At 72.5% G+C, this 19,256-nt stretch carries 13 protein-coding genes; 5 read left to right on the top strand and 8 right to left on the bottom strand.

Annotated features, from left to right (window positions below):
- The first annotated feature begins 474 nt into the window (after positions 1 to 474).
- Positions 475 to 1,680, top strand: a complete 1,206-nt coding sequence (locus ACFV1J_RS34355) for a Cmx/CmrA family chloramphenicol efflux MFS transporter (protein WP_385864833.1) — start codon at positions 475 to 477, stop codon at positions 1,678 to 1,680.
- Here the strand turns inward: ACFV1J_RS34355 and ACFV1J_RS34350 are convergent.
- The gene (locus tag ACFV1J_RS34350; protein WP_385864831.1) at positions 1,625 to 3,565 is read right to left on the bottom strand and encodes an FUSC family protein; all 1,941 of its coding nucleotides are present in this window, start codon (positions 3,563 to 3,565) and stop codon (positions 1,625 to 1,627) included. The two genes, ACFV1J_RS34355 and ACFV1J_RS34350, sit on opposite strands and share 56 nt — an antisense overlap.
- A 200-nt stretch (positions 3,566 to 3,765) precedes the next feature.
- Here ACFV1J_RS34350 and ACFV1J_RS34345 point away from each other — a divergent pair, with 200 nt between their 5' ends.
- Positions 3,766 to 4,767 carry an FAD-dependent oxidoreductase gene (locus ACFV1J_RS34345; RefSeq protein ID WP_385864828.1) on the top strand — a complete coding sequence of 334 codons (1,002 nt, stop codon included), beginning with the start codon at positions 3,766 to 3,768 and terminating at the stop codon, positions 4,765 to 4,767.
- Between the two features lie 305 nt (positions 4,768 to 5,072).
- Here ACFV1J_RS34345 and ACFV1J_RS34340 read toward each other — a convergent pair whose 3' ends face one another.
- Both ACFV1J_RS34340 and ACFV1J_RS34335 read right to left on the bottom strand, forming a co-directional pair.
- Positions 5,073 to 6,413 carry a M14 family metallocarboxypeptidase gene (locus ACFV1J_RS34340; RefSeq protein WP_385864841.1) on the bottom strand — a complete coding sequence of 447 codons (1,341 nt, stop codon included), beginning with the start codon at positions 6,411 to 6,413 and terminating at the stop codon, positions 5,073 to 5,075.
- Between the two features lie 508 nt (positions 6,414 to 6,921).
- Positions 6,922 to 8,901, bottom strand: a complete 1,980-nt coding sequence (locus tag ACFV1J_RS34335) for a Xaa-Pro dipeptidyl-peptidase (RefSeq protein WP_385864826.1) — start codon at positions 8,899 to 8,901, stop codon at positions 6,922 to 6,924.
- Positions 8,902 to 9,273: 372 nt separating this feature from the next.
- Here ACFV1J_RS34335 and ACFV1J_RS34330 point away from each other — a divergent pair, with 372 nt between their 5' ends.
- A complete protein-coding gene (locus tag ACFV1J_RS34330; protein WP_385864823.1) occupies positions 9,274 to 10,776 on the top strand; it encodes a M1 family metallopeptidase in 1,503 nt (500 codons plus the stop codon).
- 95 nt (positions 10,777 to 10,871) lie between these two features.
- Here ACFV1J_RS34330 and ACFV1J_RS34325 read toward each other — a convergent pair whose 3' ends face one another.
- Positions 10,872 to 11,735 carry an oxygenase MpaB family protein gene (locus ACFV1J_RS34325; protein WP_385864821.1) on the bottom strand — a complete coding sequence of 288 codons (864 nt, stop codon included), beginning with the start codon at positions 11,733 to 11,735 and terminating at the stop codon, positions 10,872 to 10,874.
- A gap of 177 nt (positions 11,736 to 11,912) precedes the next feature.
- Between ACFV1J_RS34325 and sph the strand changes: the two genes are divergently transcribed.
- The gene (sph, locus tag ACFV1J_RS34320; RefSeq protein WP_385864819.1) at positions 11,913 to 12,902 is read left to right on the top strand and encodes a sphingomyelin phosphodiesterase; all 990 of its coding nucleotides are present in this window, start codon (positions 11,913 to 11,915) and stop codon (positions 12,900 to 12,902) included.
- Between the two features lie 38 nt (positions 12,903 to 12,940).
- Here sph and ACFV1J_RS34315 read toward each other — a convergent pair whose 3' ends face one another.
- The 3 genes from ACFV1J_RS34315 to ACFV1J_RS34305 all read right to left on the bottom strand — a co-directional run bounded on the left by ACFV1J_RS34315 (position 12,941) and on the right by ACFV1J_RS34305 (position 15,717).
- The gene (locus ACFV1J_RS34315) at positions 12,941 to 13,423 is read right to left on the bottom strand and encodes a macro domain-containing protein (RefSeq protein WP_385864817.1); all 483 of its coding nucleotides are present in this window, start codon (positions 13,421 to 13,423) and stop codon (positions 12,941 to 12,943) included.
- Between the two features lie 155 nt (positions 13,424 to 13,578).
- Positions 13,579 to 15,045 (bottom strand): amino acid permease, encoded by a 1,467-nt coding sequence (locus tag ACFV1J_RS34310; protein WP_385864816.1) that lies wholly within the window; start codon positions 15,043 to 15,045, stop codon positions 13,579 to 13,581.
- A 261-nt stretch (positions 15,046 to 15,306) separates the two neighbouring features.
- Positions 15,307 to 15,717 carry a hypothetical protein gene (locus tag ACFV1J_RS34305; RefSeq protein ID WP_385864814.1) on the bottom strand — a complete coding sequence of 137 codons (411 nt, stop codon included), beginning with the start codon at positions 15,715 to 15,717 and terminating at the stop codon, positions 15,307 to 15,309.
- 119 nt (positions 15,718 to 15,836) lie between these two features.
- Here ACFV1J_RS34305 and ACFV1J_RS34300 point away from each other — a divergent pair, with 119 nt between their 5' ends.
- Positions 15,837 to 16,598, top strand: coding sequence for a MerR family transcriptional regulator (locus tag ACFV1J_RS34300; RefSeq protein ID WP_385864812.1), 762 nt, complete (start codon positions 15,837 to 15,839; stop codon positions 16,596 to 16,598).
- Between the two features lie 436 nt (positions 16,599 to 17,034).
- Here the strand turns inward: ACFV1J_RS34300 and ACFV1J_RS34295 are convergent, their stop codons facing one another.
- A complete protein-coding gene (locus ACFV1J_RS34295) occupies positions 17,035 to 19,239 on the bottom strand; it encodes a 3-hydroxyacyl-CoA dehydrogenase NAD-binding domain-containing protein (RefSeq protein WP_385864810.1) in 2,205 nt (734 codons plus the stop codon).
- Positions 19,240 to 19,256: the final 17 nt, after the last annotated feature.

Below are 19,256 nucleotides of genomic sequence, written 5' to 3'. Positions count from 1 at the left end.
CGCCGGGCCCGCCAACGACGCCAAGGCGGACGCGCTGCGCCGGGCCGGGCTGCTGGGCAAGGACGGCAGCGGCCGCTGACCGCGGCGCCGGAACGGACGGGCCCCGGGGAGTCTGCGGACCCCCCGGGGCCCCGCCGTGTGTGCGCCTCGTCAAAAATTGCGTGGACGGGCCGGGCGGGCCGCCCTTAATCTGCGCCCATGTCCAGCCCCGAGGCGTCAAGACGCTAGCCACCGGCCGTCCGGTGGCTCTTTCGCGTTGCCTCGCCGGCCCGGCGTTCCACCGTCGCGCCGTCGTCTCTTTGTGCTCCGCCGCCACCGGATCGTCGTCGTCCGCCGTCAGCGCCGTCGTGCGCACGGCCTTCCCGTCCGACGTCTCGTCAGGATCCGTGTCGGAGCCCTCAGGTGCCCGGGCATCGCACCGCGCCCCTGTGAGGTGACGCACGTCGATCCCCGCTGTGGTTGCGGAGTGTTGCTGTGCCCTTCTTCCTCTACCTGCTCGGACTCGCCGTCTTCGCGCAAGGCACCTCCGAGTTCATGCTGTCCGGGCTGCTGCCCGACCTCGCCGCCGATCTGCGCGTCCCACTGTCCGCCGCGGGGTCGCTGACCTCGGCGTTCGCCGTCGGAATGATCGTCGGTGCGCCGTTGATGGCACTGCTGAGCCGGCGCTGGCCGCGCCGCCGGGCGCTGCTCGCGTTCCTGGTCACCTTCCTGCTGGTCCATGTGGCCGGCGCACTCACCACCAGCTATCCGGTGCTGCTCGCCACCCGGGTCGTCGCGGCACTGGCCAACGCCGGGTTCCTGGCCGTGGCCCTGGCCACCGCGGCCTCCGTGGTCGCCGCGGACGCCACCGGCCGGGCCACCTCCGTGCTGCTCGGGGGCACCACCCTGGCCTGTGTCGCGGGCGTGCCCGCCGGCGCGCTGCTCGGGGCGGCATGGGGGTGGCGCTCGGCGTTCTGGGCGGTCGCCGCGCTGGCGGTGCCGGCCGTGGTGGCGATCGTCCGGTCGGTCCCGGCCGACGGCGGCCGGGCGCCCGGCGACGCGGTGCGCGTACGGGGCGAGCTGCGGACGCTGCGCTCACCGCGGCTACTGCTGACCCTGCTCCTCGGCGCGCTGGTGAACGGCGCGACCTTCTGCACCTTCACCTATCTCGCGCCGCTGGTCACCGACGTCGCCGGGATCGGTACCGGCTGGGTGCCGGCCGTACTGGCGCTCTTCGGACTGGGCGCGTTCGCCGGGGTGAGCGCCGGCGGGCGGCTGGCCGACACCCGCCCGGTGCCGGTGCTGCTGACCGGCGGGACGGCGCTGCTCGCCGGGTGGGCCCTGCTGGCGCTGACGGCCGGCAGCCCGGTGGCGGTCCTGCTGCTCGTCCCCGCCCTGGGGGCGCTGTCGTTCGGGGTCGGCTCCACCCTTGTCGCGCAGGCCCTCCATGCGGCAACCGGGGCGCCGACCCTGGCCGGCGGGTACGCCACGGCGGCGCTCAACGTGGGTGCCGCCCTGGGCCCCTGGCTGGGCGGCGCCGCCCTCGCCGCCGGGTTCGGCCACCGGGCTCCGGTCGGGGTCAGCGTCCTGCTCGTGGCCCTCGCGCTGGCGGTGGGCGGAGCGGCCCTCGTCGGCTCCCGCCGGCTCACCCCGCCCCGGCGTGACCCCGGATGTGTTCCAGTTCCGTCGCGACGTCGGTGAGCGTGGCGCAGTCCGGGTCGGCCCGCAGCTCGACGTCCGGCAGGCCGGTGCCCGGCCGGCGTCCCGGGTCCTCCAGGACGTCGGCCATCGCCGAGAGCGCCCGGCACAGCCGCTCGGCCTCCTCGGTGCCCGGGCGGCGGGCGCCGTGGTCGAGGCGTACCGCGCAGGCGGTCGCGGCGTCCACGATGCGTTCGGCGGCGGTGACCACGGCCGGCCAGTCGGGGTTGCGGTCGCGGGCGGCCAGGAGTTCGGCGGCGGCCGTCTCCGCGGCCGCCCGGGCCTCCCCCAGCGCCCGGTACGCGGCCCGGCGCAGCGCCAGCCGCTCGGCCGGGTCCGTGCCGGGGCGGGCGGTGAGGACGTGCCGCAGGAAGCGTTCGGTGGCCCGCAGCGCCGCGGTGACCCGCTGCCCGACCCGGCGGCGCGGGTCCGCGAGCCGCGGCAGATGCCCCACCACGAGCACGATGGCGCAGGCGATGGAGGTGTCGACGATCCGCTCGGCGGCGGCCTCCCGGGCCCCGCTGACGTACACGAACGACAGCACCATGACGGTGATCGCCACGGTCTGCAGCGCGAAGTGCCGGGTGGCGAACGGCAGCAGCGCCCCGCCCGCCCCCGCCACCAGCGCGGGCCACCACTCCCCCGTCAGCAGCAGACCGGCCCCGGCGAACACCAGCACCCCGGCGACGGTCCCGGCGAAGCGGTTGACGGTACGGGAGAACAGCGGGCCCAGATCCGGCTTGACCAGGAAGGTGGCGGTCGCCGGGAGCCAGTACCAGTGGTCGGCCCGCAGCAGCAGCGCCACCGCCGCGCTCGCCGCGATGCAGAGCGCGACCCGCAGGCCGTAGTCCCGCCCGGCCGGTCCGAGCAGTTCGTGCCCGCGCCGGGCCGGCTCCGGCCGCCCCGCATGCGGCCGGTCCCAGGTCAGCGGCTCGCTGCGGGCGAACGCCACCGCCGCGTCCAGCAGCGCCTGGTCGAAGGCGCCACGGCCGGGCGTGCTGGTCTCCGGAGCGGACAGCCGGCCCGGTGGCCGCCCGGTACGCAGCGCCACGGCGAACCGGCGCGGGCCGTCGGCGACCCGGGCCGGCAGCGGGCGGGCCTCCCACAGCAGTGCGACGCTCGCCTCGCACAACGCGGTGGCCGCGGCGAACCGTTCGGCCAGCAGGAGTTCGTCCCGGCCGGCCGGCCGGCGCAGCAGCCGGTCCGTCAGCAGGCGCAGCCGCAGCGCCTCGTCGGCGCGGTCCAGTGCGGCGGTCAGCCGGCGCCGGGCCGGCTCGGCACCGGGCCCGCCGGCCGCGCCCAGGGCGTCCGCCAGCGCGTCGAAGACCGTGGCGACCGCGGCCCGCTCACCGCTGAGCGCACCGCCGGCCGGGCGCGGCGGCCGCAGCACCAGACGCAGCAGGAGCAGCCACAGACAGCCGGCGAGCAACGTCAGGGCCTTGGCCCACGGCGCGCCGGGCAGCGGCATCCCGGCGCCCAGGACCGTGGTGGCCAGCATCTGCATGCCCGCGTTCGAGCGGACCGGCCCGGCGACGCTGCCCGCGCCGGAGACGAAACCGACCGCGAACAGCGCCGGTACCACCCACCAGCCCGCGTCCACGGCCCGCAGCGAGGCGCCGATCAGCATCCCGAGCGCCGAGGCGAGCGCGGGCAGACCGATGTGCACGATGCCGGTACGGCGGGTGCCGGGGCGGTCGTTGACACCGGCCAGCATGGAGCCGAGCGCGGCGAGCACACCGGGCGCCGGGTGGCCGGTGGCGATGCCCGCGCCGAGCAGCGGGCCGGCGCAGAGCGCACCGCGGGCCACGGCGGCCCAGGGCACGGGCAGCCGCTGCCAGCGGAACGGGTGGGCGAGCCAGGCGGGCACGGCGCGCTGGGCGCGGAGCATGGGCCTCCTCAGTCGACGGCGTACGGACGGCGGGCGGATCCGAGGGGCGACATCGGCCGACGGTGCTTGCCCCCAGCCTAAGGTCCCGGTTTGTCCGCACGGCTGCGGGAGGGTTACCGCAAGATCACCCGTGGCGGAAGTCCGGCCGCCGCGGCCGGCGCCGGGTGCCGGCCCGAGGGGACACCTCCTACCATCCCGCCATGACGAGCGACACGGGCACGGACGAGGTGTGGGTGGTCGGCGGTGGCGTCATCGGGCTGACCTCGGCGGTGGCGCTGGCGGAGGACGGCCACCGGGTGCGGGTGGTGAGCCGGGAGGCGGCGGACGCGACGACGTCCGCGGTGGCCGGCGGGCTGTGCTGGCCGTACCGCATCCGGCCCTACGAGCGGGCGGTGGCCTGGTCCCTACGGTCCCTCGACGTGCTGTCCACTCTGGCGCGGCACCCGCAGGAGACCGGCGCCCGGATGGTGACGGGCACGATGGCGGCGGCCGCGCCGGGCGACGACGACGGCCTCTCCGCCTGGTACGCGGCCGTTCCCGGGCTGCGGCCGGCCCGCCCGGACGAGCTCCCCGCGGGGACCGCGGAAGGGTGGCGGGCGCGTACCCCGTTGGTGGACATGACGGCCCATCTCCCCTACCTGGAGCGGCGGCTGACCGCGGCCGGCGGCAGACTGGAACGCCGGGCGCTGACCTCCCTGGAGGAGGCCGGGCGGGCCGCCGGGGTGGTGGTGAACTGCTCCGGTCTGGGCGCCCGCGAGCTCGTCCCCGATCCCGAAGTCCGGCCGGTGCAGGGGCAGTTGGTCATCGTGGAGAACCCGGGTGTGCGGGAGTGGTTCGTCGCCGCGGACGGCGGCGCGACGGACACCACCTACCTGCTGCCGCAGCCGTACGGGCTGGTGCTGGGCGGCACGGCACGCGAGGGCGCCTGGTCGCGGAAGCCCGACCCGGCGGTGGCGGAGGCGATCGTGGCGCGCTGCGCCGGGCCCTTCCCGGAGGTGGCGCGGGCCCGGGTCCTGGCGCACAGGGTAGGACTGCGCCCGGCCCGCCCCGCGGTACGGCTGGAGGCGGAGCGCCTGAGGAGCGGCGCCTGGTGCGTCCACAACTACGGGCACGGGGGCGCGGGGGTGACCGTGGCATGGGGGTGCGCGGACGAAGTGGTGGCGTGGGTGCGGAAGATCCGGGGTGGGGTGGGGTCGGAGTAGGCAGCCGGGGAGGGGCGGTCGTACGGGCCGGGTCGGGGCGGGAGCAGCCGGCCGGACGGGCGGGAGTACGGGCCGCGTCGAGGCGGGAGCAGCCGGCCGGGACGGGCCGGGGCGGGAGTCGGGTGGCTCGCGCCCACGGCCCTTCCAGGGATGCACGTCACGGTATCCGGCCTTCGGGGGCCCGCGTTACGGCATACGGCTTTCGCAGGATCCGCACGACGGCGAACGGCCTGCCCGGGAACCGCATTACGGCGTACGACCTGCCCGGGATCCGCGCTATGGCGTACGGCCCGCCCGGGACCGCATTACGGCGTACGGCCCGCCCGGGGGCAGTCGGTCAGCGGCGTGGCCACCGTGACGTGGTAGGTGGCCCGGCCGTCCAGCAGGAGCGGGGCGAGGCGGCGCAGTGACTGGCGCAGCGGGACGACCACCGAGCCGTCCCGGTCCCGGATGCCGGTCACGCCGTGCAGCGTCAGCTCGTCCTCGGTCTGCGCGAACTGCTCCGGGGTGAGCCGGTAGCCGCACGGCGGGTCGGTCAGGACCTGGCCGGGGGCGGGGGACTCGTTGTCCGCGCCACCGAGGTAGACCGGGCCGCGGTCGGCGTAACCGGCGAGCCGGGCGGCGGTGGTGGCCGCCTCGATGCGCCGGCGGTGCTGCCCGAGGAAGTCGAACGCGCCCTTGAGCGCGGCGAGTTGGGAGGTGACCCGGCGTCTGTTGTTGAGCGCCGGGTCGGCCTTCTCGGCGTCGGTGAGGGCATCGACCCGGGTCTCGACGAGCAGTCCGACGGAGCCCTTCACCCCGGCGGTGTTGCGCAGTATCCGCTCCTGGCCGTCGCCCGCGACCTGCTTGACGGGGTCACCGGTCTCCGGGTCGGTCCAGATGCCGTAGACACCGGTGCTGAAGCCGGCCTTGCGGACGGCGGGGGCGACGAAGTCCTGGGAGAGCGAGGCGGCCTCCCGGTGCACCGGGTCCGCGGTGTTGAGGTTGCGCGGCCACAACGACAGCAGGTCCTTCATGTAGTACGGCACGGTGGGGCCGTACTCGTGCAGGTCGTAGACGGTGTCGGGGCGGTAGTCGCGGAGCACCCGGGCCATCGCGCGGGCCTCGGCGGTCTTCAGGGCGAGGTGGTCGCGGTTGATGTCGGTGCCCTCGGAGTTGCCGCGGGTGTCGGCGGCCCGGCCGTCGGGGTTGGCGGTGGGGACGACCAGCACACTGGTCCGCGCGAGGAACCGCCGGGTGGCCGGGTCCGTGGCGTAGGCGAGGTCCCGGACGGTGGTCAGGCAGGCCTCGCGGCCGGAGGGCTCGTCGCCGTGCTGGGAGCAGATGAGCAGTACGGAGTTGCCGCGCCGTACGGCGGCCGGGGAGGCGGGGGCCGGGGCGCCGATGCGGACGAGCCGGAGCGGGCGGCCCTGCGCGGTGGTGCCGATCCGGTCGATGCGGACGCGAGGGGTGGCGCGGTCGACGGTGGCCAGAAAACGCTGCTCCTCGAACTCGCTGGTCCAGCGGGTGCCGTGGCTGGTTTCGAATCCCGTACGGGGCAGGTGGTTCCCGGTCGCGCGGGCGGGTGGGGCCGGCAGGGTCGCGCCGAGGGTGGCGGTCAGACCGAAGGCCAGCGTCGCGAGGACGAGGCGGCGGGTACGGAGCATCACGGGCGGGTGCCTCCCTTGGATGAGCGGTGGGGGTCGTCGGGGGCGGTGTGGGGGCCGGCTGTGCGGGGGCCGGGGTGCGCGGGGCTGGGGTGCGGGGGGCTGGGGTGCGGGGGGCTGGGGTGCGGGGGCTGGTTGCTTGCGGGGGCTGAGGTGGGGGGCGGGGTGCGCGGGCCGGGCTGTGCGGGGGCTGAGGTGCGGGGAGGGGTGCTGGCCGAGGTTGCTGCGCCGGGCCGGGCGGGGCGGCGGGACCGCGGGGCCGCCCGCGGTGGGGCGGCCCCTAGCTAGGGGTGTCTCCCTGGCCCGGCCTGACCGGGAAGACCGGCTGAACTCGGCCCTACCGGGGAGCTCGGCCTCACCGGGGAGCTCGGCCTGGGTCGGGAGGCCGGGCTGGGTCGGGAGGCCGGGCTGACCAGGGAGGCCGACCGCGGCCAGGGGGTCCGGGCGCGGCCAGGTGTCCGGCCGAGGCCGGTGCGCCGGGCGTGCCCGGGGAGACACCGCTACGCGGTCACTGCGCGCCGGGCATCCGGCTGATCGAGCGCGGCGGGGCGATCCCGTCCAGCGGTGCCGTCCGGTGGCCGGGCAGGGACGCGTGCGCGGTGGCCCGTACGAAGGCCGCGGGGCCGCCGGTCAGCGGCAGGCGTGCCGATGTGCGGGACAGGTCGAGGGTGAGGGTGGGCCGCGACGGGGGCGGGTCGATCAGCCCGGCGTCGGTCCCGGCCACGATCAGCGCGAGGCGGTGCCCGGCGGGCACGATGTGGTCGGTGGCGGCCAGGTCGAGCGTGAGGGTGTAGGGCTTCCCTGGGGTGAGCGGGCGGCCCTTGTGGGGGTCGGCGTAGTTGCCGAGGTCCGCCCAGCCGCGACTGAAGACGGTGTGCGCGACCTTCTCGGTGTCCGCGGCGGTCTCCTTGAAGCAGCCGGTGTCCCCCTTGGTGCCGGCGCCCCAACAGGTGCGCCTGTCGAGGGTGGTGATGCCCTCGCCGTCGGCGCCGTAGTTGCGGATGGTGTCGGGGCCGAGGTCCACCAGGACGGCGGAGAGATGGGCGGTGGAGGTGCTCGGGGTGACGGTGACGGTCACCGATCCCGAGCCGGACAGCCGCAGGGGCGCGCGCAGCGGCCCGGTGGTGAACCCGGCCTTGGCGGGCGTCGACCGGTCGATGTGGGCCGCCCAGTCGGCCTCGCCGATCCGGGGGTCGTCGGTGAAGGCCTCGGTGGCGCCCTGGGGTGCCTTTTGGGTGCCGAGCAGGCCGACGCCGGGTTCCTGGCCGGCGCGCGGGCGCAGTGTGGTGGCCGTGGTGCCGGGCGCGGGCCACTGCGGGTCGGTGGACCAGACACCGGGCGACCGCTCGATATCGGCCATCGGGGCGCGGTCGATGCCGTTGTCGTAGCCCAGCAAATAGTGGTCGAACCAGTGGTGCAGCGTCGTGACCCAGTCCGTGCGCCGGTAGTCGAAGGGGTCGACGTGCCCGGTCTGCGAGAGCCAGATCTTGCGCGCGACGCCGTGCCGGGCGAGCGCGTCCCACCACTGACCGGCGTGCCCGGTACGGACGTTGAGGTCCTGCATGCCGTGGACCAGGAAGACGCTGGCGCGGACCTTGCCGGCGTTGCGGACGTAGTCCCGTTCGGTCCACAGCGCGGTCCAGTCACCGCTGCGCGGTGCCCCGTCGACGAGCTTCTGCTGGACGGCGGCGCACCGTTTCTGCGCGTCCGGGCTGTCGACCGCGTGGGCGAGTGCGTCCGGGCCGGAGTCGTACAGCGGGGCGCCCTTGGCGAAGTAGTAGTCGTACCAGGACGAGATGCCGGCGATCGGGACGATGGTTTTCAGCCCCTTGACCCCGGTGGCCGCGACGCCGTTGGCGATGGTGGCGTCCCAGCTCTTGCCGATCATGCCGGTACTGCCGTTGGACCAGGCGGCGGTGACGGGTCTGCCTCCGGTGCGGGCGGTGTAGGCGCGGCCCCGGCCGCCCAGCCAGTCGACGACGGCCTTGGCCGACCGGATGTCGGAGCGGCCGCCGACGTCGACGCAACCGTCCGAGCGGTTGGTGCCGGCCAGGTCGACGAGGACCGTCGCATAGCCGCGCGGCACGAAGTAGTTGTCGTAGAAGAGCGGGAATTGGACCGGCCGGCCGTGGGCGTCGTAGGTCTTCTTCTGGCTCTCGTTGCCGCGTCCGCAGCAGGAGTAGTACGGGCTGGCGTCCATGATCACCGGTATGCGGCGGCCCTGCCGGGCCGGTTCGGACGGCCGCACGATGTCGACGGCGACACGGTCGGTCCGTCCGTCCGCATCGCCGTCGAGCCGGGTGTCGACCCAGACCGATTCGCGTATCGCGTGGTCGTAGGAGTACACGGGTCTGCTCTCCACGGGTCTGCTCTCGCCGGGCGCCGCCTGCGCGGCGGCCGGCCCGATCAGTGCGGACAGCAGGGCGGCGACGGCCGCCAGCACGAGCGCTGTGAAGGGGATGCGGGGAAACCGCGCAGGGTTCGTCACGGGCGGACCGTAGCGCGGCTCAACTCCCGTGCGTAAGGGTGCGGGTGACGACGGCCGTGCGGTCGGTGACGGCCGGATCCCCCGGGCCGTACGGGACCGACCGGGGCGTCGAGCCCCGCGAGGCACCCGGGAGGAGCCCGGGATCGGCCGGGACGACCGGGGCGGCCGGGGCGACCGACGTGCGGTGGGGCGTACGACACCGGCCGGGGCAGATGGTGGTTCATGTCGGTCCGTGGTTCATGTCGGTCGGTGGTTCACGGCAGTTGGTGGTTCATGTCGGTCATGTGTCAGATCCAGCCATGTCCATGACGCTGCGCCGGTGGGCTGTCTAGGGTCTGAACCAGAGCCATCCCCCTACGAGTTGGAGGACTCGTGCGTCACAGACTCCTCGTCCCGGGCGCGGCCGCGCTCAGTCTGCTGCTGGCGATCCCGGCGTCCGCGGCCGCCAACGCCGATGGACCCGGCACCCCGGGCGCTCCGGGCGTGGGCGACACCTACTATCCCGAGAGCGGAAACGGCGGATACGACGTTTCCCACTACGACCTGCGGCTCAAGTACCAGCCGAAGACGGACCTGCTGGAGGGCACGGCGACCCTGCTCGCCACGACCACCCAGGACCTCTCCCGCTTCAACCTGGACTTCGGCCTCAAGGTCAGCGAGATACGGGTCAACGGCAAGAAGGCCGCCTTCGCCACGTCCGGCAAGCACGAGTTGGAGGTCACCCCGGCCGCGCCGCTGGAGAAGGGCCGGCAGATCAGCGTCGTCGTGCGCTATGCGGGCAAGCCCTCCGAGCTGAAGATCGACGACTTCACCGCCTGGGCCCGGACACCCGACGGCGCGGTGATCGCCCAGGAGCCGGACTCCGCCGTGTGGTGGTTCCCGAGCAACGACCACCCCACCGACAAGGCGACCTACGACATCTCGATCGCGGTCCCGGACGGCACCCAGGCGCTCAGCAACGGTGTGCTGGCCTCGCAGACCTCCAAGCTCGGTTGGACCCGCTACAACTGGCGCTCGGACAAGCCGCAGGCGACGTATCTGACGACGCTGGCGGTCGGCAAGTTCGACATCACCACCGACACGACGGCCAACGGCCTGCCGGTGATCAACGCCGTCAGCAAGGACCTCGGCGCGAACGAGGGCTCGGCGCGGGCGAGCATCGAGCGCACCACCGAGATCACCGAGTGGCTGGAAAGCGTCTTCGGCCCGTATCCGTTCAACGCGGTCGGCGGCTACGTCCCCAACGTGCCGGCGCGGTACGCCCTGGAGACCCAGACCCGTCCGTTCTACGGCAAGAAGGCCTTCGATCGGGGCACCAACGTCTCGGTCGTGGTGCACGAGCTGGCGCACCAGTGGTACGGCGACAGCGTCTCGCTCAAGGACTGGAAGGACATCTGGATCAACGAGGGCTTCGCCGCCTACAGCCAGTGGCTGTGGTCGGAGAAGGAGGGCGAGGGCACCGCGCAGGAGCTGGCGGACTACGTCTACGCCCAGCACCCGGCCGATGACCCGTTCTGGAAGGTCAAGCCGGGCAACCCGGGCGCGGAGAACCAGTTCGACGGTGCCGTCTACGACCGCGGCGCGCTGGCCCTGCAGGCGCTCCGCAACAAGGTCGGCGACAAGGTCTTCTTCGACCTCCTCAAGTCCTGGCCGACCGAGCACAAGTACGGCAACGCCTCGGTGGCCGACTTCGTGACGTTCGCCGAGAAGAAGTCCGGCAAGCAGCTGGCCGGGTTCTTCGACACCTGGCTGTTCCAGCCGTCCAAGCCCGCGACGGGCGCGGCCAAGCGGACCCTGGGCGCGCCCCGGGGACCGGTGGCACAGCCGAAGTCCTGGAAGCGGATCGCGGCCACGCACGACGTGCACGGGCACTGATGCCCGGCCGCTCGGCGGCCGCCGAGCGGTGAACCGGGCGGAGCCGGGGCCGTCGTCCCCCGGCTCCGCCCTCGCCCGTCGTCCCCCAGGGGCCGCTAGTGGGGCGCCGCCTGCCGTGCCGCCCGCCGGGCGCGGCGGGCGATCGGCATGAAGCGCAACCGCTCCGGAAGGACCGGGACCACCACGCGCACCACGCGGCCGAAGCGGCGCAGCCGGCGCTCCTGCGCCTCGGTCCACTCCAGGCCGATGGCGCGCCGGGCGTCCGGCGGCATCAGGCCGATGGTGAGGAACCGTCGGAAGCGGGCGAACCGGGGGCGCAGCCAGGGCCACACCAGCCGGAGCAGCAGCCGCAGCCAGCGCGGACCACGGTCCGGCACCGGCAGCGGCGGATCGGGGTCGGTCAACTCCCGTACCACCACGGTCGCTTCGAGCTCGGTGTCGAGGACCCGGCGGTAGTACGGCCAGAACTCCTCGATGGTCTGCGGCATATCGCGGTCCCGGATGCCCAGCACCCGGCCGACCTGGAGCCATTCCGCGTAGAGCTGCTTCTCCTGCGCCTCGGTGAAGGGGCGGCCGAGGTAACGCCGGGCGTGCCGGAAGACGGGGTACCCGGTGGCGTGCACCCAGGCGTAGGTCGCGGGGGTGAGCGCGTGGTACGGGCGGCCGTGCGCGTCGGTGCCCTGAATGGTCCGGTGCATCCGGCGCAGCCGGCGGCCCTCCTCGGCCGCGCCGTCGCCGCCGTAGACCCACAGCTGCAGCGAGACCAGCGACCGCTCGCCACGGCCCCACGGGTCGGTCCGGAAGGCGGAGTGGTCGTCCACGCCGGCGCCCACCGCGGGGTGCGCGACCTGCATGGTCAGCGCCGGCGGCAGGGTGAACAGCATGCGGATGTCCCCGGCCAACGACCAGAGGACGCCACCGACCGGTGGGGGTTTTGGCTGGTTTTTCTCCGTATTCATGGCATTTCTCATCATACGGCGCCCTCCGATCACGTGTGCGCAGCGGAATCCCCGCCCACGCCACGCGGGCCCGGCCCTGCCTGTACATCTCATACCTCCCAGACGGTTACCTAGAAGTAATGTCAACTGGTTGGATGGCGCCGCCGGACCAAATCCCCACCCCCATAGGGAGATTCAGTGTCGAACCCAGCGCCGCGCACGCCGTCCGCCGCGAGCCTTCGCACCGCCGCTCTCGCCGCGGTCCTCGCCGCCGCGACCGTGACCGCCGCGTCCCCCACCGCATCGGCCGCCACCGCTCCCCATCTGAAGGTGCTGAGCTACAACATCTTCCTGATGAGCAAGAACGTCTATCCCAACTGGGGCCAGGACCACCGCGCCCAGGCGATCGCGGACGCCGACTTCTTCCAGGGCAATGACGTCGTCGTGCTCCAGGAAGCGTTCGACAACTCCTCCTCCGACGCGCTGAAGAACCGGGCCGCCGCGCAGTATCCGCACCAGACTCCGGTGGTGGGCCGGAGCAAGAGCGGCTGGGACGCCACCGGCGGCGCCTACTCGGCCGTCACCCCGGAGGACGGCGGGGTGACCCTGCTGAGCAAGTGGCCGATCCTGCGCAAGGAGCAGTACGTCTACCAGGACGCCTGCGGTGCGGACTCCTTCTCCAACAAGGGCTTCGTCTATGCGGTGCTGGACGTCAACGGCACCAAGGTGCACGTCGTCGGGACCCACACCCAGTCCACCGACCCGGGCTGCAAGGCGGGCGAGGCGGCCGCTGACCGCGCCAAGCAGCTCAAGGAGATCGACGCCTTCCTGGACGCCAAGAACATCCCGGCGGACGAGGAGGTCATGGTCGCCGGCGACCTGAACGTCGACTCCCACAGCGCGGAGTACAACGCCCTGCTCAGCAACGGCGATCTGGCCCCGGCCGACAGCCGCACCGGGCACCCGTACTCCTTCGACACCCAGGAGAACTCCATCGCGCGGTACCGCTACCCCGACGACCCCCGCGAGGACCTGGACTACGTGCTGCACCGCAACGGCCATGCCCGGCCCGCCACTTGGCAGAACGAGGTGGTCAAGGAGGAGTCGGCGCCCTGGACCGTCTCCAGCTGGGGCAAGGACTACACCTACACCAACCTCAGCGATCACTATCCGCTGATCGGCGGCTGAGCCCGAGCGCCGTCGTCCCGCGGCCGGCGGGCGAGGAGTCAGTGGTCGTAGACCGTCACCGGTATGCCGCGCCGGGTGAGCCGCTCGGCTATCAGCGGCTCCACCCGGGACCACTTCCCGCCCGCCAGTCCGCAGCCGATCCGCGGCATGTGCACCGACGCCCCGAGCTCCCCGGCCTTCTCCGCGACCCGGCCGAGCCCGGCATCGATGGCTTCGTACCGCACCGGCACGCCCTTGCTGCCCGTCCTCATGCCCCGCTGGCCGACGACGTTGGCCACCCACAGGCGGTCGCCGACCTGGACGAACTGGGCGGCGCCCAGCCCGAAGTCGTTGCCCGCGCGCTCGCGGTGCCATCTGCGGTAGGCCGCCTCGGGCTCCGGCCAGCGGCGGGAGAGCGCGAGGACGAAACCCTTGCCCCAGCCGCCCAGGTCGTTGCAGACATGCGCGATGATCTTGACGCCCTTGCCCTGTGGTGCGGTGGCGTCCCCCTTGACGTAGGTAATCCCCGTGTTTTCGGTCATGTGTTCACAGTAGGGCCGACCACTGACAATCGACCGCGACCGCACGCCGGCCGGGCGGGTACGGGCCCGGCCGCCCGCGCATGCACGAGGGCGGCCGCGGGAGCCTTCCGGCCCGCCGCGACCGCCCTGTCGTCCTCAGGCGCCGCTGATCGCGACTACTCCGCCGCGTGCAGCTCGCGTTCCTTGGCGATCCGGGCCACCCGGCCGCGGACCCCGAACCAGCCGGCGACCAGCGCGGCGGCGAGGACCGGGATCAGCAGCACGGTCTTGCGGCCGACACCGTCGTCGAACCACATCAGCACGATGACGCCGAGCAGGAAGGCGATGGTGGCGATGTCCGTGACCGGGGTGCCCGGCAACCGGAACCGCGGGCGCTCCAGCACCCCCTCCTTCGTGCGGCGCACGAAGACCATGTGGCAGACCATGATCGTGCACCAGGTGCTGATGATGCCCAGCGCCGCGATGTTCAGCACGATCTCGAACGCCTCGCCCGGGAGCCAGTAGTTCAGCCCGACACCGAGCACACACACCGCGGAGGTGAGCATGATGCCGCCGTACGGGACCTGGTTGCGGTTCATCAGGCCGGCGAACTTGGGCGCGGAGCCCGCCATCGACATGGAACGCAGGATCCGGCCGGTCGAGTACAGACCGGAGTTCAGGCTGGACATGGCCGCGGTCAGCACGACGAGGTTCATCACATCGCCGGCCGCCGGAACACCGACGTTGGACAGCACGGTGACGAACGGGCTCTGGCCGGCGGTGTACTTGTTCCACGGCAGCAGCATCGCCAGCAGGATCACCGAACCGACGTAGAAGACGCCCACCCGCCACATGATGGAGTTGACGGCCTTCGGCACGACCTTCTGCGGCTCACCGGTCTCACCGGCGGTGACGCCGACCAGCTCGACCGCGGAGTAGGCGAAGACCACGCCCTGGAGCACGATCACCACGGGCAGCAGACCGGTCGGGAAGATGCCCCCGTGGTCGGTGATCAGGCTCAGGCCCGGCGAGTGACCGCCCACCGGGTGGTGGCTGGCCAGCAGGAAGATGCCGATGAACATGAAGACGACCAGCGCGGCGACCTTGATGATCGCGAACCAGAACTCCAGCTCACCGAAGATCTTCACGGAGATCAGGTTCACCGTCAGCACGACCGCCAGCGCGATCAGCGCCATCACCCACTGCGGGATGTCGGTGAACAGGCTCCAGTAGTGCGTGTAGAGCGCGATCGCGGTGATGTCGGCGATACCGGTCGTCGACCAGTTCACCACGTACATCCAGCCGGCGACGTAGGCGCCCTTCTCCCCGAGGAACTCACGGGCGTAGGAGACGAACGACCCGGACGACGGGCGGTGCAGCACCAGCTCGCCGAGGGCCCGCACGACGAAGAACGCGAAGAGGCCACAGACCGCGTACGCGACCGCCAGCGCGGGACCGGCGGAGTGCAGCCGCCCGCCGGCGCCCAGGAACAGGCCGGTGCCGATCGCGCCGCCGATGGCGATCATGTTGATGTGCCGGCCCTTGAGGCCCTTGCTGTACCCAGCGTCGCCCGCGTCCTGCTGCGCGCCGCTCCCCCCGTCAGGTGACCTGTGGGCTGTCTCGGTGACGGTTTCTGTGCTCACTGCTGGTGCATCTCGCTTTCGGGCAGGCGCTGGAGCCATGGCCGGGTCCCGCGGATCGCGCGGACGGCCGACGGCACACCTTCCCTGAAGAGCGCCCCTCCGTCTGTGGGCAAGATCACAACGTGTATAGGCCACCCAAGATTTGTCCGCATTCGGCACGAAATTTCCGGCGGCTCATTTCCAAAGACGCAGCCAGTTCGCCCCTTTTGCGCCCCCGCTCCTCCCCCCGTAACGCAAACTTCTTGACCTGTTCCCTTCGGCTCAGACACGCCTTCGCCCCCACGACGCCCTACTCGCCCCCCACCCCCACCTTCGGATACCCGGCCACTCCGCCAACGCACCTTCAATGCCGCACCGGGCCACTCGCGCCGACCACCCGCCGTCGCGCACCAGCGCCTGATCACGGTCCTGAGCCGGGCCCTCCCCGATGAGCGGACGCCCCTTGAACGCGTCCTTGGGAGCGTGCTTGGGGGCGTGCTTGGGGGCGTGCTTGGGGGCGTGCTTGAGAGCGTTCTCGACGAGCGCGAGCGAGACGCTCTTGCCGCTCTTGCCGTGGAGGTCACGACCAGTTCCTTTCTGGCGGCCGGTCAGCGCATCCGCGGCCCGACAGAGGAAGCCGTCGCCCTTGCGGCAGGTCAGCCAGGGGAAGCCGTCCTCGACGAGCGCCGTCACCGATCGTCCGCCGTCGACGTCGTCGATCGCCGTCGGGGCCGACCCCGACCTCCATGCTCCCGTTACCGAAAGACTCCGCAAGGTTTCACAAGAGTGGTGAGACAGCAATACTGTTGAACATGGAGTCCGCCACCGATCTGACGGTCGACGAACTGGCCGCCCGTGCCGGCGTCACCGTCCGCACGATCCGCTTCTACAGCACCCGCGGTCTGCTGCCACCGCCGGAGATCGGCCCCCGTCGGGTCGGCCGCTACGGCCCGGACCACCTCTCGCGGCTCGCGCTCATCGAGGAACTCCAGCACCAGGGCCTCACCCTGTCCGCCATCGAGCGCTATCTGCAGCAGCTGCCGCCCGACCTGAGCGCCCAGGACCTCGCCATTCACCGTGCGCTGGTGGCGAGTTGGGTCCCGGACAAGGCCGAGGACGCGACCCGCGACCAGTTGGAGCGGCGGGTCGGCCGCGAGCTGACCGAGGAGGACCTGGACCGGCTGGCGGCCATGAGCGTGCTCGTACGGACCGACGACCCGAAGGTCTTCCGGGTCGACCCCGGGCTGCTGCATCTCGGCACCCGCCTGCTGGACGTACCGATCGCGCTGGAGGCCATCCTGGCGGCGCGCTCCGTCGTCATCGAGCACACCCGCTCGGCGGCCCGCGAGCTGAGCCGGCTGTTCAAGGACGAGGTATGGGGCCCGCACCGGGAGGGCGGGCCGGATGCGGAGGAGATGGCGCGGATGAAGTCGCTCTCGGCCCATATGCAGCCGATGGTGGTGCAGGCATTGGTCACCGCCTTCCAGCGGTCGATGAAGCAGGAACTGCGGGAGTGGTTCGGCGCGGAGGGCGGGAAGGCGCGGGGAGACGACGCCCCGGGCGAGGCGGATTGAGCCCGGGAGAGGCGGGGCGTAACTCGCCAGGGTGACTGCCCCCGCGAACTAGACCCCTCTCCGCGGGACCGACCGGTACGCGGAAGCACCGACCGGTACGCGGAAGCGGCTGCTACGCGGAAGCGAGCGCCCCGCGGGAGCCGGGGTGGTTGAAGCGCGCTGGCCCGCGTGCGCCCTCGAACCGCCCCACGCCACGCCCCAAAGGCCGCCACGCCCTGAACCCGTCCTACGCCTTGGAGATCCGCCCCTCCGGTGCCTTGTGTGCCGCCCCTTCGTATTACGGCAACGATTACGGAGAGTGATTAGTTCCCGCTTCGCTACTGAGCGTAAGCGTTGAAGCCCGGAGTTCCTGACCGTGAGTAGCGAACGGCGGCGGGGTGAGGCGGGGCGGGAGTGAGGCGGAGCGGGCGATGGTTGTGCCCGCTCCGCAAGGCCATCAGTCGGTGAACTTTTCGCCCCTTTCGGCCTTTTCGACCAGCAGTGCGGGGGGCGCGAAGCGGTCGCCGTAGGCCGTCTGGAGCTCACGGGCGCGGGTCACGAAGCCGGGGAGGCCGACGAGGTCCTCTCGTCCCGGGCCGCCCTGGTAACCGTTGATGTACTGGATCACGCCGCCGGTCCACCCCGGGAAGCCGATGCCGAAGATGGAGCCGATGTTGGCGTCGGCGATCGAGGTCAGCACGCCTTCCTCGAAGCAGCGGACGGTGTCCAGTGCCTCGGAGAAGAGCATGCGTTCCTGCATGTCGATGAAGGGGATGGTGGCGTCTTCGCGGGTGAAGTGCTCGCGCAGGCCGGGCCAGAGGCCGGCGCGCCGGCCGTCGTCGCCGTAGTCGTAGAAGCCGGCGCCCCCGCTGCGGCCGGGGCGGCCGAATTCGTCGACCATCCGGTCGATGACCTCGTCCGCCGGGTGCGGCTGCCAGCTGCCGCCGGCCTCCTCGACGGCCCGCCGGGTCTCCTCGCGGATCTTGCGCGGCAGCGTCAGGGTCAGCTCGTCCATCAGGGACAGCACCTTGGCGGGGTAGCCGGCCTGGGCGGCGGCCTGTTCGACGGAGGCCGGGTCCAGGCCCTCGCCGATCATCGCCACGCCCTCGTTGATGAACTGGCCGATGACGCGGGAGGTGAAGAAGCCGCGGGAGTCGTTGACCACGATCGGGGTCTTCTTGATCTGGCGGACCAGGTCGAAGGCGCGGGCCAGCGCCTCGTCGCCGGTCCGTCGGCCCTTGATGATCTCGACCAGCGGCATCTTGTCGACCGGTGAGAAGAAGTGCAGGCCGATGAAGTCCTGGTCCCGCTCGACGCCTTCTGCCAGCAGCGTGATGGGGAGGGTGGAGGTGTTGGAGCACAGCAGCGCGTCGGGCGCGACGATGTGCTGGATCTCCTTGAACACCTTGTGTTTGAGGGCGACGTCCTCGAAGACCGCCTCGATGACGGCGTCGCAGCCCGCGAGGTCGGCGGGCTCGGCGGTGGGCGTGATGCGGGCGAGCAGTTCGTCGCGCTTCTGCTCGGTCGTACGGCCCCGGGAGAGCGCCTTGTCGAGCAGCCCCTCCGAGTAGGCCTTGCCCTTCTGTGCCGCCTCCGGGGTGACGTCCTTGAGGATGACCTGGATGCCCGCCTTGGCGCAGGCGTAGGCGATCCCGGCGCCCATCATGCCGGCGCCGAGGACGGCTACCTTCTCGACCGGGCGGGGCTCGATGCCCTTGGGGCGGTTGGCGCCGGAGTTGACGGCCTGGAGGTCGAAGAAGAAGGCCTGGATCATGTTCTTGGAGATCTGGCCGGTGACCAGCTCGACGAAGTACCGCGCCTCGATGGTCTGCGCGGTCTCGAAGTCGACCTGGGAGCCTTCGACGGCCGCGGCGAGGATGTTGCGCGGGGCCGGATACGGCGCGCCGTTGAGCTGCTTCTTGAGGTTGGCGGGGAAGGCCGGGAGGTTGGCCGCGAACTTCGGCTGGGCGGGGGTGCCGCCGGGGATGCGGTAGCCCTTGGCGTCCCAGGGCTGCTGGCTCTCGGGGTGTGCGTCGATGAAGGCGCGGGCCTTGGTGCGGAGTTCGTCGGGGGTGGCCGCGACGTCGTGGATCAGTCCGGCGTCCTTGGCGCGGGTGGCGTTGTACTGGGTGCCCTGGAGCAGCACCTTCAGCAGGGCGTCGGCGATGCCGAGCAGCCTTACGGTGCGGGTGACACCGCCGGCGGCGGGCAACAGGCCGAGGGTGACCTCGGGCAGGCCGATCTTGGTGGCGGGGGTGTCGAGGGCGACGCGGTGGTGGCAGGCCAGCGCGATCTCGTAACCGCCGCCCAGCGCGGCGCCGTTGATGGCGGCGACGACGGGTTTGCCGAGCGTCTCCAGGCGGCGCAGGTCGCGCTTGATGCCGAGGCCGGACTCGAAGGCCTGCTGGGCCTGGGCGGGGGTGACGGCGATCAGGTCGCGGAGGTCGCCGCCGGCGAAGAAGGTCTTCTTGGCGGAGGTGATGATGATGCCGCGGATGCTGTCCTTCTCGGCCTCCAGGCGGTCGACGACCGCGGTGAGGGAGGTCTTGAAGGCGTGGTTCATGGTGTTGGCGGACTGGTCGGGGTCGTCCAGGACCAGGGTGACGACGCCGGTCTCGTCCTTTTCCCAGCGGATGGTGGACACTGCTGCGGGTTCACTCATGGTGCGTACTCCGTGGT

This window comes from Streptomyces sp. NPDC059649 (assembly GCF_042734445.1).
Classification (GTDB): Bacteria; Actinomycetota; Actinomycetes; order Streptomycetales; family Streptomycetaceae; genus Streptomyces.
This window is presented reverse-complemented; position numbering and strand designations above follow the sequence as displayed.